Source organism: Aeromonas popoffii (assembly GCF_037818705.1).
In the GTDB taxonomy this organism is placed as follows: Bacteria; Pseudomonadota; Gammaproteobacteria; order Enterobacterales; family Aeromonadaceae; genus Aeromonas; species Aeromonas popoffii.
In genome coordinates this window covers 4,822,501-4,846,085 of the sequence record NZ_CP149129.1, presented here as the reverse complement: position 1 = coordinate 4,846,085, position 23,585 = coordinate 4,822,501, and the positions used below count along the sequence as shown (strand labels likewise).

Below are 23,585 nucleotides of genomic sequence, written 5' to 3'. Positions count from 1 at the left end.
TGAGGAGAAGTCTATGTGTGGCATCGTCGGGGCCGTCGCCCAACGTGATGTGGCTGAAATTCTGGTCGAAGGCCTGCGCCGTCTGGAATACCGTGGCTATGACTCGGCCGGTGTGGCCGTGTTCAGCGCCAACCAGCCGCTGCAGCGGGTTCGCCGTCTGGGCAAGGTGGCCGAACTGGCCAAGGCGCTGGAGGAGCAGTCCGTCCACGGTGGTACTGGTATCGCCCACACTCGTTGGGCCACCCACGGCGAGCCGTCCGAGCGCAATGCCCACCCCCACATCTCCGAGCACATAGTGGTGGTACACAACGGCATCATAGAGAACCATGAAGAGCTGCGGGCCGAGCTGCAAGGGCTGGGCTATGTGTTTAGCTCCGACACCGATACCGAGGTGATTGCTCACCTGGTGCACCACGAGCTGAAATCCGCCCCCAGTCTGCTGGTGGCCATGCAGGTTGCGGTGAAGCAGCTGCGCGGTGCCTACGGCACAGTCGTGATGGACAGCCGTGATGACAGCCGCGTTGTGGTGGCCCGCTCCGGTTCCCCGCTGGTGATCGGTCGCGGCATCGGCGAGAACTTCATTGCCTCCGACCAGATGGCACTGCTGCCAGTGACCCGTCGCTTCATCTTCCTGGAAGAGGGCGATGTGGCCGAGGTGACTCGTCGCGACGTGCACATCTTCGATACCCATGGCGAGGCCGTGGTGCGCGAAGAGCTGGAGTCCGAACTCTCTCACGATGCCGGTGACAAGGGCGAGTATCGTCACTACATGCTCAAAGAGATCTACGAGCAGCCCAAAGCCATTACCAATACCCTGGAAGGCCGTCTGGGCACAGATCACGTTGTGGTCGAGTCGTTCGGCAACGGCGCACGTGCCATCTTCGACAAGGTCGAGCACGTCCAGATTGTCGCCTGCGGCACCTCCTATAACTCAGGCATGGTCGCCCGCTACTGGTTCGAAGAGATCGCCGGTGTCTCCTGCGACGTGGAGATCGCCTCCGAGTTCCGCTATCGCAAGTCGGTCGTACGCCCCAACAGCCTGTTGGTGACACTCTCCCAGAGTGGTGAGACCGCCGATACCCTGGCCGCCCTGCGTCTGGCCAAGCAGTCCGGCTACATGAGCTCGCTGGCCATCTGCAACGTGCCGGGCTCCTCCCTGGTACGCGAGTCGGACCTGGCCTTTATGACCCGTGCCGGTGCCGAGATCGGTGTGGCCTCCACCAAGGCGTTCACCACCCAGCTGGCTGGCCTGCTGATGCTGGTGGCCTCCGTTGGTCACTGCCGCGGCAACCTGAGTGCCGCCGCCGAGGCCGAGTTGGTCAAGGCGCTGCAAGCATTGCCACTGCGCATCAAGGAGAGCCTGGCGCTGGCCAAGGATATCGAGGCTATGGCCGAAGAGTTCGCCGACAAGCACCACAGCCTGTTCCTCGGCCGCGGCAGCCAGTACCCCATCGCCATGGAGGGGGCGCTCAAGCTCAAAGAGATCTCCTACATCCATGCCGAAGCCTATGCCGCCGGTGAACTGAAACACGGCCCGCTGGCGCTGATCGATGCCGAGATGCCCATCATAGTCGTGGCGCCGAACAACGATCTGCTGGAGAAGCTCAAGTCCAACGTGGAAGAGGTCCGTGCTCGTGGCGGTATCCTTTACGTGTTCGCCGATGCGAACGCCGGCTTCAAGAGCGATGCCACCATGCGGGTGATGAGCCTGAACCACGTGGAAGAGATGATAGCCCCTATCGTCTACACAGTGCCGTTGCAGCTGCTCTCCTACCACGTCGCGCTTATCAAAGGCACGGATGTGGATCAGCCGCGCAACCTGGCGAAATCGGTGACCGTGGAATAAGCCGTTGTCAGAAAGGAAAAAAGATGTGGGATGAAAATAAAGTTTCATCCCTACAAATAAAGTATCATCCTTGAAAATAGAGTTTCACCCTAAGCCAACGTGCGCTATGTTGATGGTATCAACTAGGACGTTGGCTTTGTTATGGCTGGAACATTCAAGGGCCTGACTCAGGCTCAGATTGATAGAAGGCTGAAGGAGGGGCGCGGTCAAGGCCGGGGATCTGACTACAAGCCGTTCATTTACACTAGGGATGTCTCTTCTTTGGGGCGTTCTCACCGCTTATTCGGCAATAAATGCCGACGTATGCACCATCTCCTCTCCGACTTAGAACTCGCCGTCTTCCTCACTCTGGATTGGTCTCCGAAGGTCATCGATATCCGGGAGCAATTTCCCCTTCGGGTCGAGGACACTGTCCGCCTTGCTGAAACGTATGGTCTTTCCCACAGCAAGTTTCAGGGAGTCCCGCAGGTCCTTAGTTCCGACTTTCTGGTGGACTTCGAGGATCCCACACACCCGGCTATGGCGCTCCAAGCAAAATACAGCGCAGACCTCGAGAGACCTGAAGTCATCGAGCGCCTAGAGCTCGAAAGGCGTTACTGGGAAGAGAAAGAGACCTCCTGGGCCATTGTCACCGAGAGGGAGATCTCCCGGACGGCATTTGCCAACATCCAGTGGCTCTACCCCGCCCAGGCCGAGGAAGATATTGTCCTCAGCGACCTCGAACGCTACTACAGCTTGTTCCTGTACGAGTTCCAACGCCATCCTGAGCAGACGCTGACGAGCATTGTTCAGAGCCTAGATGTGGCTTACGAGCTTGAACCAGGGCAGGCACTCTATTGGTTGCGTCAGTTGCTTGCTCGCCACTATTTTCTCTTCGATATCAACAAGCTCTACAGAGAGCTCAAGCTGGGTGATCTATCCGTAAATCCCCATCAAGAACAACAGGAGATACGCCATGTTCCCGGTTAACTTGGTGCTCCAGATGGGTGAGTTACGCAGACGTTTGCTCTGGTGCGACACAGAGCTGGTCATCTGGATCGATATTGACTCGAGCTTGGCATTTCCAGAATCGGCTTCAGTCGCAGAGCTGGAGGGGTTGCTTATAGCCGGGGAGCTGAAACGCATAGATGACCCTTTTCTGGATGTGACTCTTCGGGAGGTTGAGGCGGGGTCAAGTGACCAGCAAAAGCGCGATTCGGCCTGGGAGATGCTGGCAGAGACAGTTCGTGACACCGGCCTGTTTGAGCGCCGAGCCAGAGGGGAAATCGTTAAAGGCATAATGGATCGCCACGGTGTTACCAAGCAGACGGTGTACCGGCTTCTCAGGCGCTACTGGCAACGGGGCATGTGCAAGAATGCCCTGCTGCCGGATTACGCCAACTCGGGAGGCCGTGGTAAGCGACGCAAACCGGACCAGGCCAAACTGGGGCGGCCTAGGATGGTCAGAGATGGGCGGGGAAGCAACATTACTCCCGAAATGGAGCGTATTTTCAGGCGCGTCATAGAAGAGCGCCTGCTCAAGGAAAAACATCCGTCGATTCCCGACGTCTACGCTGCCAGCCTGAGCCTGCTCGGTACTATGTTTCCCGACTTGCCGACACATGATCTGCCGACGGTGGAGCAGTTTCGTTACTTCTACAAGCGCGAGTACCACTTTACTGAAATTTTGGCTCGCCAGGCATCCGCAGTGGATTTCGCCAAGGATATCCGGCCGATCAGGGGAACGTCGACGACAGAGGCTCTGGGGCCTGGTTACCGCTACCAGGTCGACGCCACCATTGCTGATATCTACCTGATATCGGATCATGATCGCAGCCTGATCGTAGGCAGACCCGTTGTTTACATAGTGAACGATGTGTTTAGCCGGATGGTGACGGGCATGTACATCGGGTTCGAGGGGCCATCCTGGATCAGCGCCATGGTGGCCCTGGCTAATACCACTGCCGACAAGGTGGAATATTGCCGCCAGTATGGTGTGGAGATTGACGTTGGAGATTGGCCTGTGCAGGGCTTGCCCGATGTGGTGCTGGCGGACAAAGGTGAGCTGAACGGCACCAAGGTCGAGGTGTTCGCCGAATCCTTCGGAGTTCGTATTGAAAATGCACCAGCCAGGCGTGGGGATGCCAAGGGTATTGTCGAGCGCCAATTCAGGACGGTACAGGAACGTTTTAAGCCCTACGTTAGCGGCGTGGTCGAAGGTCACATCAGCCGCAAGCGCGGTGGCCATGACTACAGACTCGACGCCAGTCTGACATTACCGGAATTCACCAAATGCATCATCGCAAGTGTCCTCTGGCACAACAACTTCCACGTCCTGAGTAAATACGACAGGACTGCCGGTATGCCCGGTGACCTGCCCGCTATACCTGCCAGGTTGTGGCATTGGGGGCTGGGTAACCTGACGGGCCGGTTGCGGGTTGCACCCCAGGACCTGGTTCGCATCAACCTGCTGCCCCATGATCAGGCCACAGTTTCGGAACTGGGTATAAGGCTATTTGGTTGCTTCTATACCTGTCAGGAGGCTCTGAAGTCCGGCTGGTTCCACCGGGGACAAGGCCATAGACCCGAAAAGGTGATGGTGGCCTACGACCCACGCAGTGCAGAGCACATCTACATTCGTCCCTCCAACAACCTCAAAGAGTACTGGATTTGTGATCTCGCCGATCGCAGCAGACGCTTCCGGGGGATGACCTTCTGGGACGTCTGGCTGCTGTCCAAGGAGGAGCGCAGAAGTGATGCCAACGCTGCCATGGAGGGGATGAAGGAGAGGGGCAGGCTACTCGAGAAGATCGAGGCCATCGCCGCTTTGGCGGAGAATGCCAGTCCCATCAAAACCGGCATGTCCAAGAAGGATTTGGGAACCCAGATTCGCGAGAACAAGCAGGATGAAAAGCGCCATGAGCGTCGCCAAGGGGCCTTCAGACCAGCGAGAGAGCAGTCAGGCAAGCCCGCCGATGTGGTCCCGCTGAGGGGTGAGAAACCAGAGGACTATGCCTATCCGGATCTGGGCGACCTTATCTTCGGGGAGGGGGACAATGACTGACGAGATCCGCAGCGGCGCCATCCCCTTGGCCCAATATCTGGAGCAGCAACTACCAGAATATCAGGACAATCCGCTTATCAGCGCCTTGCCCCCCATACCCGACCTGCAAGAGGTGGTTACCCAACTTCAGGCTGTACCCAGCTTCGATCCTCAGGAGGCATTCCTTGACGGGCGGCTCAGGGCCCACGCCATTGCCCGCCTGTTGCATGGTTTCTTTCAGCCTCTGACCCACCACCTTGAGTTGGAAGCCAAGATCAGCCTGATGATCCGCCAGGGTTACATCGGTCGGAACCCTGCCAATGGTGCCTGGTATTCCCATCTACAAAACGGTTACCGCCGCGTGGAGGAAGAGGATTTAGAGGCTGCGGTCTACCGGAGCGTTTCTTCGACGGCCAGCAGTCTGTCGCTGTTCGGCTGCTCTGGCTGCGGCAAGACCCGCACCCTAGAGCGGATCCTGAGTATGTACCCCCAGGCCCTCCATCATCACGACTACAACATCACCCAGCTGACCTACCTGAAAGTTGACTGCCCCATTGATGGCGATCTGGACGAGCTTTGCCTGAGCTTTTTCAACCAAGTGGACAGGGTTCTGGGAACTCATTACAGCCGCAGTCATGGTCGTAAGAAACTGGGTACCAAGCGCCTGCTGGCCAGTATGTGTCAGATCGCCAATCTTCATGCTCTTGGAGTACTGATCATCGATGAGGTTCAGAACCTCAACGAGGCCCGGTCTGGCGGGGCCGAGAAGATGCACAATTTCTTCGTATCCTTGGTCAACACCATAGGAGTGCCCATCATTCAGGTGGGCACACACAGGGCCAGCAAGTTCTTCCAGCGCACATTCAGGGCTGCTCGACGTATCTCCGGCTTGGGCAGCATCCGCTGGGACAGGTTGCCAAGAGACGAGCACTGGAAACGGCTTTGGAAATATCAGTGGGTGCGGGAGGCCTCTCCCCTGGACGATGAGCTTGAGGCGACCATGTACGAGCTCACCCAGGGGGTCATGGATATCGTCATCAAGTTGTTTGCACTGGCGCAGATCCGGGCCATAGTGACGGGTGCTGAATGTATCAAACCAATGTTGCTGCGCAAAGTCTACGAGGATGAGTTCAAGCCGGTCCATCCCATGCTGGCAGCATTACGGAGCAACAGGCCGGAACTCATCGCCAAATACGACGATCTTCTGATGCCAGAGATAGAAGGCAAGCTGCTCTCCCTTACACAGTCGTTGGACAGAATTACAGAATCCAAGCCACTGGCCCCACCGGTTGATGACAGGGCTAAAAAGCTGGCTGCCTTGCTCGAGGGAATGGAGATCCCCAAGGATATTGCCATTCCCATGGCGGACAAGCTGCTGGCCGAGTATCCCGAGATCCCCTTGGCCGTCTTGATCCACAAGGCGACATCCTACCTAGTTCAGGACAAACCCAAAGCTTCTGGATTTTCCAGAGTGAAGCGGACGGAATGGAGTCAGTTACCTCAAGACGACCTGCGGCGACGCTATGCCAACGGACAAGAGGGCGAGGTTTACGGCAGGTTCAAAGAGGCTGGCCTGGTGTTCGAGCTGCAGGTGTTGCTGGGCAAGGCAAGCTGACATGTATTTCCCCAGACTTTATCCAGACGAACTCCTCTACAGCGCCGTAGCCCGCTGTCGGGTTCATTTGGGTGTGGATAGCCATAAGAGCCTATTGAGGGAGCTGTTTGGCGATACCAAAGTAGCGGCGATTACCGACCTGCCCAGCCATTTGGAAAGCCTAGCGAGCAACACCGGCTTGGACACCGGTGATCTGGTGGTCAACCACACCCTCTTCCCGCTTTATTCGCCTTTCATCCCGCAGGAGCGCCGGCAAAGACTTCTCCAGGCCATGCTGGCTCCAAACATGCCCGTAGTTATAGGCCTAGCTGGTGCCTCCACAGCATTGGTCAAATGGCCCGAGTGGTTGCGTTATTGCCCGCCCTGTATAGAGGAAATGGTGGCAAAATTCGGGGAGCCTTATTGGCTGCGAAGTTGGCAGGTTCAGGGTGTGGACGTCTGCTCGGCCCATGGTTGCGCGCTTGTAGATTCGCCCATCCCATTCAGGCGGGCACAGAGACACGAATTCCATGCTGCCTCCTCCCTGTTTCTGCACCCTAGCTCCACTGTCCAGCCCTGTGGGAAAAATGCCGTTAGGCTAGGGGACGCATTAACGCAGCTCCTGGCCTTCAGGGGAGCAAGCCCCTCTGGTTACGAGGTGTGGACCAACTTTTACCGGCATCTGGCTGCTGAGTGTGGAGCCATGAAGGGCCAGCAAATCAAGACCTGGATCATATGGGAAAGGCTCCTTGAGCTCTATCCGAGGGACTGGCTTGCAGCCAATGGCCTATGGGCTACTGAACCGCCGTCTTGGCTCCAATCCATGTTCAGGAAGCACCGCAAGGCATTTGGCTGCCTGCAACACCTCATTGTTTGGACAAGTCTGAGGTCTAGGCAAAGCGTCGATGAAATTATGGCTGACGTAATGGTCTGCTCGGCTGAAATTGCTCCCCATCCATCTATGCCACAGCTACCTGCCGATGCTGGCGTGAGGAAAAAGTATCGATCTCAGTGGCTTGCTGCCCTGAATACATATGGCGGAGCTAAGGCTGCCAGAAGTGCAGGCTTCCAAGCTGTTTATGCTTGGATCTACAGGCATGACAGGGTGTGGCTGCTGAATGTCGACAAGACCAAGCACGCTCGGCAGGGTAACAACAGCTGCATCAATTGGGCAGCCAGAGATAGAAAGTTGGTGCGACTCTTGGTGAGAATAGGGGAACGCGCTGAAGCGGATCTAAGCCTGCCACGCAAGAGCCGTAGCTGGTTCCTACGCCAGCTTCCTCATCGAGCATCCGTCGAGCGCCACCTGGATGAACTATCCCTCTGTCGCGCTTATCTGGATCGATATGCCGAGTCTGTTGGGGAGTACCAGATCCGTCGTTTGACCAATGCCATGATCGAAGATGCTATGGCAAACAAGCATTCAAGAGGCTGGCAACTGGCACGACGCTGCGGATTGCAGAAAGGGAAGATCACCCCCCTGGCAGCCTCATTCATCGCAAGCATAGGAGGATTGGATTGAGTCGTATTTTGTTCCGCCAGATCCCTAAAGATGCCAAGTTGCTGGCCGTAGGTAATTTTTTCAGAGCTAATTCATCAGGATCATCGTGGCATTTAGCGTCGATTTTCAGTCAAAAAAACGAGATGGAGCAACGTCAGTTTGGCTTGGAGATGAGCTGTATTTTGGGCATTGGCCGCGAGTTTGTCGCAGAAGATGACGTCCCTTATCGCTCGCATGGCTTCCAGAAAAGACTCAAGCTACCACCGATAGCTGAATGGCGCGAAAAGCTGCTGGGCGAATGTCCCCGCCTGTCCAGAAGGCTTGCCCGCAATCCTGAGGTGGCCAGCCAACGATGCTTCGTGTTTGAGGCGGATGGCCTCACCGTCTGGCTCCCCAAGTTTGAGCTGGCTCGCAAGCTCTTCTTCCATGCCGGTTTCCTGGCCCGGTCAGCCTTTGAACCCAGACATGATCTTCTCGGTGCAGAGGGATCAGGACGCCATCCATATCCACACCCCAGCTAAGACAGGGGCTCCGGCCCGTCTGCTCCAGATGGAATCGTATCGTGATCTCTTCAGCTGGCTGCTGCTAAGTGATGGTGTTAAGCAGTCTTTCGAATCTATATGGCGATGCCTCAATCAGGAGCAGCGTTCATCTGGCGGACGATATACACGCTGGCAGTTCAACTTTGAGCCACCGGCCACCATTTCAGGTGTCAGCATGGATGTTCTTGGGCCCTTAGATTGGGACAGTAAAGAAATGCTGGTCTGGGAGATTAAGACTCTACTAGGGCTTGAGTTGAACTGTTTTCAACCTATAGCGTTCCATCACCCAGCACTCAAACTCTCAGTTAGTGGAGAGGGGAGAGGAACCAGAAATCCAAGTTCATCTAACGATGACATCATATTGGATGGTGAGGAGGATACGGATGAGGACAAGGATCGCCAACTGTTGGACCTGCCGATGGAAGGGCTATCCTTCCGTGGTCAGCGGCATACGCGGGCCATCTACCAAGGACAGAGAGCAAGCCGTTTTGGTCAGAAGCTGGAAGGTGAAGAGCTTCCGGGCGACGGTATTTTTCTCGGATTGTGCGGCGACGTAACCGGAGGAGAGATCCCCCCGGCAGAACTACAGCAACTTGAAGGGCAACAGGAAGAGCAGCAGGTGACGGAAGAGTTGCCCAACCGGTTTGAGTTACTCAAAGGAATCATCAAGCAGATAGCCAATGAGCCAGATATCGATTTGCTGGAACTTGAGGTGAAGCCTTTACCTCAAGTCCTCCGTCGTAGCTATCACCAGATGGATGATGGTTCACCGCGTGGCTATTTGAAGGCCAACTTCAGGTTGAAAAATGGGCTAGAAAAGTACCTTCTGGAGGTGGACACCAGCGATAACAAGAAGCACTTGTCTACACGTATCGTCAGGATGAAGCCGGGAGTGAATCCATCCCAGGCAATCGTGCAAATATTGAAAGACACTGTGCAGGGCTCACTGCGATGGCCGATGAGCATCGGAGTGTACTGTGACACGAATGAGGCGATACATCATCCCAAGGATGGCGATGACATTCGCCAAAAGAGCTGGAAACAGCGTCTGTCATTATGTTTGAGGCTTGAATGAACACTGGTGAAGTGAATGTGCAAGTCAATAAAAATTATTTAAAAACAACACGTTATTTCTTAACTCTCTATGTTTAATAATTGTGATGCAGCATATTGAGCATGCCTTTACGTTAATAGATTGTGATGCCAATCGACTGGTATTTAGATGGGGGTCAATACAGGCCCTGATGCAAACGTGATATATACTAACGCTTCGCCTTCGAATGGGTCCTTTTTTCTATCGTTCTTTCCGTCAACACCGGGGGCCCGATCATTGAGCTTATAGGAAGCACCCATTGTACCAGCGCCCATTTATCAATAGTTGGAATAACTCATGGCAAGACACAAAGCAAAACACTCAAGTAGTAATAGCATCCTGATTATTTTTGTACTGGTCTTCGGGATTGCTGCAGCAATCCCGAAGCATGCTTTCGCCATTGTGGTCATAGCTTGTATTTGGGTTGTTCTATGGCAATTAGGCAAACGCGCAAAACAACAGAAGAATCAAATACCAACATCCGCTTTAGTGGCCACTCGCCAGCAAGACCCCCAAAATACCAGCATGAGTGTCTCTAGATCTGAGAGTTCAATGGGTGACATAGAGACGGAGGACGCTTCCGGATTGTTTACCATTCAACTCGGTTCACACCCTTCCACAACGTTTGGAATTCCAGATGCTGGCAGACAGAAATCTGATGCCCGCTGGGTACCAGCAGGAGAGTCTGTCACTGTATCTGGTTTTTCGCTCCCCGGTGGCATGTTCTATTTGGGAACCACATTAGGTGGTCGGTACGACGAGCAAGAGCCCTCTCTAATCAACTCAAAACTTCGGATCGCCAAGTCATATGTCGATATCAAAGAGCGGCTAATGCCTTATTGGCCAAGTTTTCACTCAATCACACCAGAGGCTCGTCGTGGCTATCTTCAGTGGCTTGCTGGAGGACGCCATGAGCCATTGGTAGATTTAGGTTACGTCTTTCTCTTTTTCTATGGGCTGGAGCGCCGGGTTTTCGTTGATGCCGTAAATGAGCCCGAGGTGAACGCTGAGATTCCTTTGATAGTTACAGAAATCCAGCGCCTACTGAGTATTTATGGCGAAAACCGATCATTCAGGGGATATGCGGAGGGTTTTCTGGATTATCTGAGAAGCACTACAACTGTTAATCCAAACATCTATCTCAGCCCACCTCCCAAATTGACAGCGTCCACCTCCGAGATGCCGCTGACACTACGCATAGGGTTAGGGCAACATGCCTCTAACAAAAAACCTCTTGATGCAGATTGGGCTTTAGCTTGGGCTTTAGCTGACCCCAACATCAATAAACGGACCCCTGCCACACGCTGCAAAGACATCTTTGCAACCCTGTTCAAGCTTAAGTACACAGACTTGTATCCTAATGGTCTGATCTTGGTGAAAAACAAGACCAGGCTTAAGGCTAGCTACCGTCCAGCATCTTCGGCATTGAAGGTACAGACGCTTAATCTTGGTGATCTTCCCGATGTCATGGCAACCTCGGGCACACGTAAGCATCTACACGAACTAGTTGAGCTATGTACTAGTGAGCTTGAACCGTACAGCCGGTATTTGGGCCGAAACCTTGAAAATGCAGAAGCCCTAGAAGGCCTCCTTCAACTTCCGGCTGCACTATGGCCAGCAGCGGCACGCGCGGAGTTAGATGAGCTAAAGTCTAGAATTGGCGATGACTTGGTTGTCATGAGCTTTGGCGAACTCGCAGGCCGCTTCAAGAGCGCTGGGACACTGTCTCGCAATAAGGTGCTTGCGCTTGCTCAAGCGCTGGAGTCACTTCATATCGGTTTGGAGCCAGACGTACTGGCCGGTTGTAAGACACCGAAAGCTGAAGACCGAATCGCATTGTTCGTAACCCAGCCAGAAGACGGATCACTCCGGGCTTCTGCGGCGTACAATGCCGCATCGGTAACCCTTGATCTGGCCAGTGCAGTAGCATCTGCCGATGGTGACACCTCCAATGATGAAATCATGCTGCTTGCTCAACACATAGACTCATGGGATCACTTGAACGTTGCCCATCGCAAGCGTCTCAAGGCTCATTTGCAAATTCAACTCCAGCAACCACCCACTCTCGCAAGTCTTAAGAAAAAGCTTGATCCATTGACCGTCGAAGCAAAGCGTACAATCGCCAGCTTCTTGGCTCACCTGGCTCAAGCCGATGGCACCGTCAGTCCGTCAGAGGTGAAGCTTCTTGAGCGAGTGTATAAGACATTGCAACTGGATAGTCAGCTGCTATATGGCGACCTTCACGGAGCAGCATCTGGAGCGAGTATTGCGCCCGTTAATCCTGTAACAGGCTATCCCAAATCCGAAGCACAAGTCTCCGCAACTGCGAAACAAGGCTTCGTGCTAGATCATGAGCGGATTGCACAGTTACAACGAGAGACTGCGGAGGTTTCTGTTCTACTGGCCCAAGTGTTCATTGATGATCAGGTTCCGGAGGTTGAGCAACACATTGAAACCATAGAGCCTGATCAGGTGTTGAGTGCTGATGTTGTCGGTCTAGACTCAGAGCACTCTGCATTCCTTCGTTTGTTGATCTCTCGCCCCGAGTGGAGCCGTCTCGAGCTTGAAGCTGTAGCCAGCGACATGGAACTGATGCTCGATGGTGTTTTGGAGCAAATCAACGACATGGCTTTTGAACGTTTCGACATGCCCGTCACAGAGGGTGATGATCCTATCGAAATCAATTCAGACATTCTGGAAGAATTAGCCCTATGAGCAAAATCAGATCCAAAGATCGCGACGCGGTCATTCAATCACTGCGCGCCGGCGTGGTTCCTCGTATCGGACAACATTTGATTCAAGTTGGCCGGGTTGGCGAACTTGATGCACTGATCAAAGATGTAGATCGACTGGCCGATAGTGGTTCAGCCTTTCGAGTCGTGATCGGCGAATACGGGGCTGGCAAGACGTTCTTCTTGAACTTGGTGCGAGCAATTGCTATGGAACGGAAACTCGTGACCATGCATGCCGATTTGAACCCTGACCGTCGGCTGCATGCCACTGGTGGGCAGGCTCGCTCACTTTACTCTGAGTTAGCCAAGAACATGTCAACGCGGACAAAACCCGATGGAGGGGCACTGCAAGGCATCGTTGAAAAATTTATCTCCCAAGCTAAATCTGAAGCCAAGGTTGCAGGTGTAGAGAGTGAAGCTGTTATTCGCAAACACCTAAGTGAACTGACCGAGATGGTCAACGGATATGACTTTGCTGAAGTGATTGCTGCGTATTGCCGGGGCTTCGAGGAGGGCAATGAGCAACTCAAAGCTGATGCAATCCGCTGGTTACGTGGAGAGTTTACCACCAAGACGGATGCCCGAGCAGCCTTGGGGGTGCGAACTATCATTGATGATGCCTCCGTCTACGATCAGCTCAAGCTGCTTTCGAAATTCGTCAAGCTTGCAGGTTTTGGTGGTCTAATGGTCTGTCTCGATGAGTTGGTGAATCTCTACAAGCTAGCTAACACGCAGGCTCGTAATGCCAACTATGAGCAGATCCTACGTATCCTCAATGATTCCCTTCAGGGATCATCCGAAGGACTTGGTTTTGTATTGGGTGGCACTCCAGAATTTTTAATGGACACTCGCCGAGGCCTATTCAGCTACCCGGCCTTGCAGTCCCGACTGGCCAAGAACTCCTTTGCTAAAACCGGGTTAGTGGATCTTTCAGGGCCTGTTATCCGTCTCATGAGTCTTACCCCTGAAGACTTCTATGTACTTCTTCAGAAACTTCGACATGTATATGCAAGCGGTGATGCTGAAAAGTATTTGCTGCCTGACGAGGCACTCCCACAGTTCATGGCACACTGCAACCAACGATTGGGGGAAGCCTACTTCCGTACTCCGCGCACCACGATCACTGGGTTCATCAACCTACTGGCCATTCTGGAGCAAAACCCAGGTTCCGATTGGCGGGCACTCATTGGAGGCGTTGAGATCGCCAAAGACTTAGGCGGTGAGAACGACATAAAGGTCGATGCAGATGATGAACTTGCCACCTTCACACTCTGATTCATCGGGTTTCGATCAGCTAGAATACCGGATCCAGCGATGGATTTGGGCTGAAGGCTGGACGTCTTTGCGCGACGCTCAAGAGTGGGCGGTGCCAGTGCTAGTGAATGCCGACCAAGATGTCATCATCGCCGCAGCGACTGCCGCAGGTAAAACAGAAGCTGCATTCCTTCCCATACTCACCAACTTGCTTAACCAGGATGATTCACTGGGAGCTGTGCTGTATATCAGTCCCCTCAAGGCTTTAATCAATGATCAATGGGATAGATTAAGCCGCCTCTGTGAGCAGCTTGAAATTCCGGTAGTGGCTTGGCACGGGGATATTTCATCGAGCAAAAAACACCGCTTTCTAAAATCGTCTGAGGGGGTGCTATTAATCACCCCAGAATCTCTTGAAGCTCTGTTCGTCAATCGTGGCTCAAGTCTTGGTGGGGTATTCCAAAATCTGCGTTATATCGTCGTTGATGAGTTGCACGCCTTCATCGGAAGCGAGCGAGGTAAGCAGCTTCAATCCCTGATACACCGCGTAGAACTTGTTGCTGGCTGTCGCCTTCCTAGAGTTGGGTTGTCAGCGACCCTAGGCGACATGAAGATGGCATCGGAGTTTCTACGACCGGGGTGCGCCGATACAGTGACTGTTATTGAGTCCAAAAATTCAAACCAGACTCTCCAGGTGCAAGTCCGTGGTTACATCCAACCACCGATGAGCGAGCTGATGAAGGCGCGTGTTGAGCTTTCTCATGATGGAGAAAATGAGGCTGAGCAAGAAAACGAGGCAGCAAGCCCTGATTTTGCGATCGCTAATCATATCTACAAAGTATTGCGCGGCAGCAATAATCTAGTTTTCCCGAATAGTCGGGCACAGGTTGAATGGTACGCAGACCAGTTACGTCGACGGTGCGAAAATGATGGTGTGCCCAACGAATTCTGGCCTCATCACGGTAGCCTCTCAAAAGAGCTGCGGGAGCAAGCTGAGCATGCGCTCAAAGTAGGTAATCAGCCAGCATCAGCAATTTGTACCACGACGCTTGAGCTCGGAATCGATATCGGTAGTATCAAGACAGTTGTTCAGATTGGGGCCCCACCATCGGTGGCGAGTTTGCGCCAACGACTAGGGCGTTCTGGCAGACGCCATGGAGAAAAAGCGACACTGCGCGTTTATTGCAAAGAGTCGCCACTCACTGATGGCTCGAGTCTTTCTGATCAGTTGCGACAAGGACTGGTCCAGACCATTTCTATGGTTAGACTGCTAGCTCGTGGATGGTTTGAACCTCCCAGAGCTCAGGGCATACACGCGTCCACCCTTGTTCAGCAATGCCTTTCCGTCATTGCTCAGTGTGGTGGCGCATCTGCTGCGGATCTCTGGAAAAGCTTGATTGCCGAAGGAGCATTTCCGAAGGTTGAGAAGTCAGACTTTATGGGACTGCTCAAATCCCTAGGTGAGCATGAACTCATTATTCAAGATAGTTCAGGGTTATTGCTTCCTGGGGAGGTTGGAGAACGACTGATCAACCATTATGAGTTCTACAGTGCATTCACCAGTGATGAAGAATTCCGCCTGGTGTGTGATGGTAAAACGCTGGGGTCAGTCCCCGTAAGCCGTCCGCTGACCAAGGATCAACGCATTATTTTTGGAGGCCGTAGATGGCAGGTGCGTGATGTTGATCTACAGGCCAAGGTCATCATTGTTTCAGCCGCGCGCGGCGGCGCACCTCCCCAGTTCGATGGTTTGGGGGCAATGGTGCATGACGTCGTACGTAAAGAGATGCGCGCAGTTCTGGCCGATTCGGCCCCCTGCCCGTTTATTGACAGTAGCGCTCAAGCGTTACTCGACGAGGCTCGAAAGACTTTTTCCTCATTGCGCCTTGGTGACGGTTACTTGATCGAGTCTGGCAGTAAGTGTTCATTGATCAGCTGGCTAGGTGACTACGCCAACGATGCACTACGCCTGTTGCTCAATCATGTGGGTCTACCTTGCCATAATACGGGTCTTGTTATCGAGATTGATGCGAACATAACTCAAGCAAACGCTGCACTAAATGCAGTAGGTAGCCTAGACCCAGGCGATCTCAATTCGACTCTTGCAGATGTAGAAAACATGCTGCGCGAAAAATGGGATTGGGCGCTGCCAGAGCCGTTGCTTAAGAGATCGTTTGCTTCAATATCGCTGGATATCCCGGCCGCAATATTGTTCGCCCAGAGACATTTTGCGAGCTGAATCTGAATCACTATTAAGCAAGTGACACTTGGCTTGGTATAGTGACTTATTCGCATTATCCCAAAGCTGTCGCACGGAATTTTGATGGATATTGAACCGATAAATCATCGATTACAGCAGATTGCGGAGCAGATCGCCGAACTGGAGTTGGAACGAAAACATCTTGAAACACAGTGTAGCCAGTTGGCTCGTGCTGTGGTGTCCCCGCCATCGTGTGCATCTCTTTCTTCCGAACAGAAGATTACACTCTTCGCCGAACGTTTCATCGGACGACCTGATGTGTTTGCTACTCGCTGGGAGAGTAAGGCTGGCAAGTCCGGTTACTCGGTGGCTTGCGCGAATGAATGGAAGCCCGGTGTCTGCTTAAAACCAAAAATCAAATGTGGTGAGTGTCAGCAACGCAAGTTTTTACCGGTGCTCGACCAAACACTGCGTGCCCACCTGACAGGAAAGTGCACAGTTGGGATCTACCCATTGCTGCCTAGTGACATGTGTCGCCTGCTGGCCGCTGACTTTGATAAGTCAGATTGGCAACCTGCCGTTACTGCCCTGAGAGAGGTTTGTGAGGAGCTGGGCGTTCCCTGTCTGGTCGAGCGCTCCCGCTCCGGTAGCGGTGCTCATGTATGGATTTTTTTTTCGGAGTTAGTGTCGGCACAAAGGGCGCGCTTATTGGGCGCGGGTCTCCTCGATAAAGCGATGGAGCGCTATCCAAAACTTGGATTCGATTCTTATGACCGTCTATTTCCTAATCAGGATCATATGCCTGCAGGAGGATTTGGGAACTTGATTGCTTTGCCATTGCAATATGGTCCTAGGCAAAACGGCAACAGCACCTTCATTGATGCCGATTTTAATGAGGTGGTAGATCCTTGGCTGACATTGATGCAAACCGGCACGATGACCAGTGCAGAGATTGAGGTCATCATCGAGCAATTTGGTGGTGAACTGGCGCATGCGGAGCATACCGCCTCATCAGAAACTCCTTGGGAAGCAAAGCTGCCAGTGGCGAAAGGCCGTATTGCTGGTTGCCCTAGCCAAGTCGAGTTGGTTTTGGCAAACATGATCCATGTTCCAACGGCCTCATTACCTTCGCAGCTTGTTGCGCGGTTAAAGCGTCTGGCGACATTTTCCAATCCTCAGTTCTTCAAAACACAGGCCCTACGGTTTTCAACCGTAGGGATCCCTCGCCACATCTGTTGTGCGAGGATGGAGGGAAACTACTTGAGTTTGCCGCGAGGAACGCAGGGGGCGTTGCTCGAGTTGCTGGCAGAACAAGACATTATCGCTGAGCTGCGTGATGAGCGGACTAAAGGAATGCCATTGAAAGGGATCCGCTTCCTGGGTCTTTTGCGTAAAGAGCAGCAGTTGGCTGTGAATACGATGGCAGAGCAGGACGTTGGGATCCTCCATGCACCGACGGCATTTGGGAAAACAATCACGGCGATAGGGATGATCGCCAAGCGTCGGGTCAATACCTTGGTTTTGGTGCACAGCAAGGAGCTGGTGTTGCAGTGGCAGGAGCGTCTTCAGTCATTTCTAGCTGATGTGGAGATTGGTGTCGTTTACGGGGGACGGGCAAAGCCAACGGGCCAAATAGATGTGGCAACATATCAAAGCTTGTTGACTCGTACTGACAACACAATCAAGCCGTTTGCATTCGAATATGGTCAAGTCATTGTAGATGAATGCCATCACTTGTCGGCTCCGCGGTACGAACATCTCCTGAGTGAACTCAGCCCTCGTTATGTCATAGGGGTGACGGCAACACCTCAGCGTCAGGATGGGCACCAACCGATCATCTTTATGCAAGCTGGCCCAATCCGTTTCCACGCTAAAGCGAAAGAACAGGCGGATTTTGCGAAGACGCTGTATCGCAGTGTAATCAACACAACTCCGCCAGCTGCATTGATGGACAAGGAACACAAGCCACATATTTCCGCAGTCTTCAAATGGCTTATTGAGGATGAGGCGAGGACATCACGGATCGTGTCGGACATCGTACGCAGCATTCAGCTGGGACGGAGCCCTATCGTGCTGACAGAGCGCCGTAGCCATGCAGAAGATCTGGGCAAACGCCTTGAGGTATTGGGTTACCAGACTTCAACATTAAAAGGTGGTATGAAGGCATCGCAGATGCGGGAAGAGAAAGCGCGTTTAGGACAGGCCGATGTGGTTATCGCCACCGGCAAGTATGTCGGTGAGGGATTTGACTTACCACGCTTGGACACGCTGTTTTTGGTGCTGCCGATCTCTTGGAAAGGAACTCTGGCGCAATACGTCGGTCGGATCCATCGAGTGAGTGATGCTAAAGCAGAGGTTCAAGTTTATGACTACATCGATATTGGCCATCCCATGCTGGAGAGAATGTTCGGTCGTCGAGCCAAGGGCTATGCTGCGATGGGCTATCGTTTCGAAGAGGCTGAACTGAGTGATTTTCCAAGACAAGGTGTCATCACGGGGCTTTGAGAAATATTGATTCACCTGAAGCCGCCTCGACGGACGATGATGACCGTCCCGCAAGAGGGCCGGTTAAGCGACAACTTAATCCTGACACCCGGGGGGCATCGCCAAACCCGGAGTTTGGTTTTAGTGAAAAAGCCATATGCTCCCACTAGCTAGGATGAAACTTTATTTTCATGCATCTCGGCCTATGTAGTTTTATGGCCGGATTTAGGATGATACTTTAGCTTCTATTTTGACCGAAAAAACGGCCGTTTTTCTGCTATGTGGGATGAAACTGTATTTTCATCCCACAAAAGAGCCGCATTGCGGCTCTTTTTTTGTCTGGTTGGCTGGCGAGGTGGTCGCTATGACAGCCGCAGGTTGGTGATGGTCACGTCCTCCAGGGAGGGTACTATGATGCCGCTGGAGATGCTCTTGGCGATCGCCTGGTTGCGGTTCTTCGAATCTGTCTTGTTGGTGACCTGATTGAGGTGGAAGTTAACGGTCCGTTCGCTGATGCCGAGTATGGTGGCGATCTCCCATGAGGTCTTGCCCTCACTGGCCCAGAACAGGCACTCCTTCTCCCGATCCGACAGCTCTGTGAGGTGCTTCATCAGATCCGGTCTGCTTTTTATCAGCTGCAACGCCGAATTGAAGATGTAGCTGGCGCAGAACGACAACAAGGGGACGTTTTCAAACATCAGATCGGAATTGGATTTTTCCTTGCTGATGAAAGAGAGGATGCCGTGTTCCCCCTGCGGGGTGTGCAGCGGGAAGGAGACGCCATTTCTCACTCCGAAGTCGGCTGCCAGATTCATCACCTCCCGGCTGGCGCTGGGCAGCCAGGGAGAGTCGCAGTCGAGCTTGTTCCAGAAGATGGGCTGGGTCTGCTTCAGGCCCAGGAAGACCACTGGGTCCTGGGTCAGGTAGTGCCGCTCGCTGTAGGCTTCGAACCAGCTGGTGGGGCAGTTGTTGAACAAGGCCACGTGGGATTTCTGCATGCTGATGGGGAAAATAATCAGCAGACGGAAGTAATCAAATCCCATCTGATGACTGAAGCGCTCCAGTTGCTGCTGGATATCGCTGGTCCCCTTGGCCTTGGTGAACCGCTCGATGTGTTCCCAGATCGCATCGTTAAACATGTAGATCTCCTTTTTCGATCTCTATCACATTGATCGAAAAGATATTTTTTATTAACTAATTTGGTGTTGTGACGACCAACGCCAGTGACTCCCGTGCTTGCTTAAAAATTATCCTGTTTTTCGGCCGAAGGCCAAGAAAATCATCTGATTGCCTCTGACCTCACTCTTTGAGACAATGAGAATAGTTATCATTGTTAAGATTTGTATCATGAACAAGTTTTGGAGTTTGGCCTTGTTGCCATTGTCAGTCCACTTTGCTGCCATCGGGGATGAGCTGGTTGCTCCTGCCCTCAACACCAGCATAGCTGCCGGGAAAGCCTCCCAGCAGCGGGTGGAAAAAGCCGCCGATGCCGCCATTGCCGCACGACTGGAGCTGCAAAATACCCAGCTGCAACTGCGCGACCTCGAAGCCTACAACCGCTACATGCAATCTCTGGTGGCCGATCAGCAAAATGAGCTGGGCAAACTGAGCCAGCAGCTGGAAGCGGTGCAAGAGACCCGTCAAGGCTTGATCCCGCTAATGTTGCAGATGCAGGCGGACTTGGAACAGCTGGTGCAAAACGACATCCCGCTGCGCAAGGAAGAGCGGCTGGCGCGGGTTGAACAGTTGAACGCGACGCTGGCCCGAGCGGACGTGAGCGAGGCCGAGAAGCTCCGTCAGCTGCTGCAGGCCTATCAGATTGAAGCCGAATATGGCAGTCGGATGGATAGCTATTCCGCCGAGCTGGAGCTGGATGGTGCCCCGCGTCGGGTTGATGTGCTGGCGCTGGGTCGTGTCTCCCTGCTGGCGATGACTGCCGATCGCAGTCAGGCATGGCGCTGGTCAGCCGAGGCGAAGCAGTGGCAAGCCCTCGATAGCCAGTGGCTCTCCCCCATCGCCGAGGCGATGGATGTGGCCGCCGACAAGAAAGTTCCCCAGTTGCTCAATGTCCCCCTCTCTGTCAGCCGCAGTCAGGAGGCGCAATCATGAGAGTCACCATGAAGTGGTTTCCCTTCCTTATTGCCCTCTCCTGCGGTGCCAACGTGGCTGTCGCCAATGATGAGTGGCAACAGCAGGAGCAGGCTCGTGAGCAGCGGGCTCAGCAAGATCTGGCGACCGTTGCCAAGGAGCTTGGCACGGCCCGCGCCAAACTGGCCGAAGCCCAGCGTCTGAGCAAGGAGCTGGCCAGCCAGTTCGCCAGCAACGAGAAGCAGCTGACTGAGCTCAGCGCCCAGTGGGAGCAAGCCTCCGGCGACATGAACGAGATCTTCGCGGTCACCCGTCAGGGTGCCAGCGATGCGGTCAAGCTGCTGGCCGACTCTGCGGTCGAGGGCCAGCATCCTGAGCGTCTCGCCCCGCTGAAAGCCATGGCACAGGATAAACAGGTGCCGGATCGCGCTGCCCTTGCCCTGCTGCCCGCCACTCTGCTGCAGGAGATCCGCGAATCTGGCCGGATTGCCCAGTTCAATGGCAAGGTGCTCGATGCCCAGGGGGCTGCCAGCGAGCAGTCGCTGACCCGGGTTGGCAGCTTTGCCCTGCTGGGGAGCGACGGCTTCCTGCAACCGACCGCTGAAGGCTTGAGTCCGGTGCTGGGTCTGCCCGGTAGCGTGCTCTCTGCAGTCGCGGCGTATCAGGGTCAGGAAGGGGAAGCGCTGCCGCTGGATCCTGCTCATGGCACTCTGCTGGCGATGCTGGCACAGGCGCCCACCTTCTGGCAGCAGGTACAACAAGGTGGTCAGGTTGGCGCCATTATCGTGCTGCTGGCTGCCATCGGTTTGGGGATCGCTGCGGTACGGCTGTGGAGCCTCTCCCGCGAACTCACGCTGGTGCGTCGCCAGCTCAAGAGCGGTGAATATCATGCCGACAATGCCCTCGGTCGGGTGCTGACGGTGGCGGACAAACACCCCGAGCTGAGCATGGAGACCCTCGAACTGCGTCTTGATGAGGCGATCCTGCAGGAGACGCCCCGCATGGAGCGTGGCATCGGCATGGTCAAGGTGATCGCGGCCATTGCCCCCATGCTGGGTCTGCTTGGTACCGTGACCGGGATGATCGGCACCTTCCAGGCCATCACCCAGTTTGGGACCGGCGATCCCAAGATCATGGCGGGCGGCATCTCCATGGCGCTGGTCACCACAGTACAAGGCCTGGTAGCAGCCATTCCGCTGATCCTGGCTCACAGCCTGTTGCAATCGCGTTTCACCGAGCTCTCCAATGTGCTGGAGCAGCAGGTGGCCGGCATTCTGGCCGAGCGTGCCGAGAGCAATAACGGCGGGATGGAGCGAGCAGCATGATGCTCGACATCTGGCAACAGCTACAGAGCTTCATGGGCCGTGGTGGCCCGGTGCTCTGGGTCATTCTGGCCCTGCTGGTGCTGATGTGGATTTTGATGATCGAGCGGCTGCTCTACCTCAATCTGGGTTTTGGCCCGTTGCAGCAACAGCTGCTCGGCCGCTGGCAGGCCCGCCGCGAGCGCCATAGCTGGCACGCTCGCGCGATCCGCAGCCGCTGGCTGGCGCAGGCGGAGCTGGAGCTGAACCGTCATCTGATCTTCATCCGCACCCTGGTGGTGCTCTGCCCCATGCTGGGGTTGCTGGGCACAGTGACCGGAATGATTGGCGTATTCGATGCGTTGGCCGCAGCCAACCGCTTTAACCCGGAGAGCATGGCGGGCGGGATCTCCCGCGCCACCATCCCCACCATGGCAGGCATGGTGGTGGCGCTCTCCGGCGTGTTGTTACTCAGTCGGCTCGAGAGCCAGGCCAAGCGTGCGCTGGCCAAGACCCGGGACGGCCTGCGAGAAGAGAAGGTAATGCAATGAGACGGCAATCCAAACGCCAGCGTGACGAAGTGCAGATCGACATGACCCCCATGTTGGATATCGTGTTCATCATGCTGATCTTCTTTATTGTCACCACCTCCTTCGTACGCGAAGCCGGGCTCGAGGTACACAGGCCCCAGGCCAGTCAGGCCAAGGCGCAGAAATCCTCCAGCATCATGCTGGCGATCGGGGCTCAGGGTCAGATCTTCCTCGACCGCAAGCAGATTGATGTGGAACGGGTACAGGCTACTATCGCCCGCCTGCTGGCGGAGCAGCCCGATGCCAGTCTGGTGATCCAGGCCGACGAGCGGGTGCCCCACGGCAAGGTGGTGCGAGTGATGGATGAGGCCAAGGCGGCGGGTATCGCCAATATCGCCGTGGCGGTGGCGCCGAAATGAAATACAAGCTGATGAGCCTGGGACTGGGGATCGCCCTCAGTCTTGGCATCCTGCTGTTCATGGCTACCCTGGTTGAACCGCCTCGAGGCGAGAAGGTGGCGAGTGAGCAAAAATCCATCGTCATCAATATGCAGAACGAGGTGACCGAGGTGCAGGTGCGCGAGCGTCCTGTGCCGCAGGAACTCGATCCCTTGCCCGAGCCTCCCGCTGCATTGGCCTCGACACCGTTGCCGATGCCGGCTGCGGCCCCCTTGTCGGCCGTTGAGCCGAGCCTGGATCTGGTCTCCAGCCTCAGCGCGGTGCAGGTCTATGCCCCAGGTGTGGCGACCAGCACCACTCCAGAACTGAGTGGCAACTACCACGGGCAGCAGCAGGGCGCGGGTATCGGTGTCGGAGACATGCTGATGCCGCTGCAACGGATCGAGCCGGTTTACCCCTATCGTGCCCAGCAATCAGGTATCGAAGGATTCGTCACCCTGCGTTTTAGCGTGAATGCCGAAGGTGGCGTGCAGGATGTGGAAGTGGTCGAGGCTAGACCTAAGCGTCAGTTCGAGCGGGCGGCCATTCAGGCGATCAATAAGTGGCGCTATCAGCCGAGACCGGGCACCACCGACAAGCTGGTGCAAGTCATCACGCTCAAATTCAAACTGGAGTCATAACTATGTTGCGGATCTGGATCTGTCTGCTGGCCCTGGTCGGCCAAGCCTGTCTGGCGATGGAGGTCAGCCCTCACTTCTCCCGTCAGCTTGAACCCGTGATGAAGCTCTATCAGTCCGGCCAGTGGCAACAGGCCCAGAGCAAGGCTTCCGGCCTCAAGCCAAATAGCGATGCCGAGCGCGCCTGGCTGGCCCAGCTGCAAGCCTCACTGGCAGCCAACCTGCAACAGACCGCCCAGGCGAGCCGCTACGTCGAACAGGCCCTTGCTTATAAAGATTGGCCGGAGCAGCAACAGCTTCAGCTGCTGCGTCTGCGCGGTGAT

Annotated in this window: 18 protein-coding genes (1 of these 18 running past the window's edge); 17 read left to right on the top strand and 1 reads right to left on the bottom strand. The window is 54.7% G+C overall.

The genetic code is table 11. The features are described 5' to 3' along the window. Window positions 1–13 precede the first annotated feature (13 nt). From glmS to WJM78_RS22490, 11 genes are all read left to right on the top strand, one after another. Entirely contained in the window at window positions 14–1,846 is a 1,833-nt protein-coding gene (gene glmS / locus WJM78_RS22540; RefSeq protein ID WP_108537359.1) for a glutamine--fructose-6-phosphate transaminase (isomerizing), read from the top strand. 303 nt (window positions 1,847–2,149) lie between these two features. After that, window positions 2,150–2,815: a TnsA endonuclease C-terminal domain-containing protein gene (locus tag WJM78_RS22535; RefSeq protein WP_232093593.1), complete on the top strand. Its 666-nt coding sequence runs from the start codon at window positions 2,150–2,152 to the stop codon at window positions 2,813–2,815. Further along, window positions 2,802–4,889, top strand: coding sequence for a Mu transposase C-terminal domain-containing protein (locus WJM78_RS22530; RefSeq protein ID WP_339012326.1), 2,088 nt, complete (start codon window positions 2,802–2,804; stop codon window positions 4,887–4,889). The genes WJM78_RS22535 and WJM78_RS22530 overlap by 14 nt, the downstream gene beginning before the upstream one ends. Next, on the top strand, window positions 4,882–6,483 hold the full coding sequence (locus WJM78_RS22525; RefSeq protein WP_339012323.1) for an ATP-binding protein: 1,602 nt from the start codon (window positions 4,882–4,884) through the stop codon (window positions 6,481–6,483). The genes WJM78_RS22530 and WJM78_RS22525 overlap by 8 nt, the downstream gene beginning before the upstream one ends. A 1-nt stretch (window position 6,484) precedes the next feature. Beyond that, complete coding sequence (locus tag WJM78_RS22520) at window positions 6,485–7,984, top strand: TnsD family Tn7-like transposition protein (RefSeq protein ID WP_182938563.1); 1,500 nt, start codon at window positions 6,485–6,487, stop codon at window positions 7,982–7,984. Continuing rightward, complete coding sequence (locus tag WJM78_RS22515) at window positions 7,981–8,484, top strand: hypothetical protein (RefSeq protein WP_339012318.1); 504 nt, start codon at window positions 7,981–7,983, stop codon at window positions 8,482–8,484. Before WJM78_RS22520 ends, WJM78_RS22515 begins: the two co-directional genes overlap by 4 nt. After that, the gene (locus tag WJM78_RS22510) at window positions 8,429–9,580 is read left to right on the top strand and encodes a Tn7-like element transposition protein TnsE (RefSeq protein WP_339012315.1); all 1,152 of its coding nucleotides are present in this window, start codon (window positions 8,429–8,431) and stop codon (window positions 9,578–9,580) included. Before WJM78_RS22515 ends, WJM78_RS22510 begins: the two co-directional genes overlap by 56 nt. A 315-nt stretch (window positions 9,581–9,895) precedes the next feature. Further along, window positions 9,896–12,313 carry a TerB N-terminal domain-containing protein gene (locus WJM78_RS22505; protein ID WP_182938561.1) on the top strand — a complete coding sequence of 806 codons (2,418 nt, stop codon included), beginning with the start codon at window positions 9,896–9,898 and terminating at the stop codon, window positions 12,311–12,313. Further along, window positions 12,310–13,605: an ATP-binding protein gene (locus WJM78_RS22500; RefSeq protein WP_339012308.1), complete on the top strand. Its 1,296-nt coding sequence runs from the start codon at window positions 12,310–12,312 to the stop codon at window positions 13,603–13,605. The genes WJM78_RS22505 and WJM78_RS22500 overlap by 4 nt, the downstream gene beginning before the upstream one ends. Further along, the gene (locus WJM78_RS22495; protein ID WP_232093591.1) at window positions 13,577–15,823 is read left to right on the top strand and encodes a DEAD/DEAH box helicase; all 2,247 of its coding nucleotides are present in this window, start codon (window positions 13,577–13,579) and stop codon (window positions 15,821–15,823) included. Before WJM78_RS22500 ends, WJM78_RS22495 begins: the two co-directional genes overlap by 29 nt. Before the next feature lie 84 nt (window positions 15,824–15,907). Next, window positions 15,908–18,289: a TOTE conflict system archaeo-eukaryotic primase domain-containing protein gene (locus tag WJM78_RS22490; protein ID WP_339012299.1), complete on the top strand. Its 2,382-nt coding sequence runs from the start codon at window positions 15,908–15,910 to the stop codon at window positions 18,287–18,289. A gap of 341 nt (window positions 18,290–18,630) precedes the next feature. Here the strand turns inward: WJM78_RS22490 and WJM78_RS22485 are convergent, their stop codons facing one another. Beyond that, a complete protein-coding gene (locus WJM78_RS22485) occupies window positions 18,631–19,407 on the bottom strand; it encodes a helix-turn-helix transcriptional regulator (RefSeq protein ID WP_042037178.1) in 777 nt (258 codons plus the stop codon). Window positions 19,408–19,615: 208 nt separating this feature from the next. On the opposite strand from WJM78_RS22485, the gene WJM78_RS22480 reads away from it, so the two are divergent. The 6 genes in view from WJM78_RS22480 to WJM78_RS22455 are tightly spaced (at most 2 nt apart) and all read left to right on the top strand, a layout consistent with a single transcriptional unit that may run on beyond the window. Continuing rightward, window positions 19,616–20,377, top strand: coding sequence for a DUF3450 domain-containing protein (locus tag WJM78_RS22480; protein WP_339012291.1), 762 nt, complete (start codon window positions 19,616–19,618; stop codon window positions 20,375–20,377). After that, a complete protein-coding gene (locus tag WJM78_RS22475) occupies window positions 20,374–21,681 on the top strand; it encodes a MotA/TolQ/ExbB proton channel family protein (RefSeq protein WP_287147636.1) in 1,308 nt (435 codons plus the stop codon). The genes WJM78_RS22480 and WJM78_RS22475 overlap by 4 nt, the downstream gene beginning before the upstream one ends. Next, window positions 21,678–22,208, top strand: coding sequence for a MotA/TolQ/ExbB proton channel family protein (locus WJM78_RS22470; RefSeq protein ID WP_042037184.1), 531 nt, complete (start codon window positions 21,678–21,680; stop codon window positions 22,206–22,208). Before WJM78_RS22475 ends, WJM78_RS22470 begins: the two co-directional genes overlap by 4 nt. Next, complete coding sequence (locus tag WJM78_RS22465) at window positions 22,205–22,606, top strand: ExbD/TolR family protein (RefSeq protein ID WP_005339369.1); 402 nt, start codon at window positions 22,205–22,207, stop codon at window positions 22,604–22,606. Before WJM78_RS22470 ends, WJM78_RS22465 begins: the two co-directional genes overlap by 4 nt. Beyond that, the gene (locus tag WJM78_RS22460) at window positions 22,603–23,265 is read left to right on the top strand and encodes a TonB family protein (protein ID WP_339012283.1); all 663 of its coding nucleotides are present in this window, start codon (window positions 22,603–22,605) and stop codon (window positions 23,263–23,265) included. Before WJM78_RS22465 ends, WJM78_RS22460 begins: the two co-directional genes overlap by 4 nt. Window positions 23,266–23,267: 2 nt before the next feature. Then, window positions 23,268–23,585 carry the beginning of a hypothetical protein gene (locus tag WJM78_RS22455; RefSeq protein ID WP_339012280.1) on the top strand. The gene runs 861 nt beyond the window's last position, so 318 of the gene's 1,179 nt are visible here — the first part of the coding sequence; its start codon is at window positions 23,268–23,270; the stop codon falls past the right edge of the window.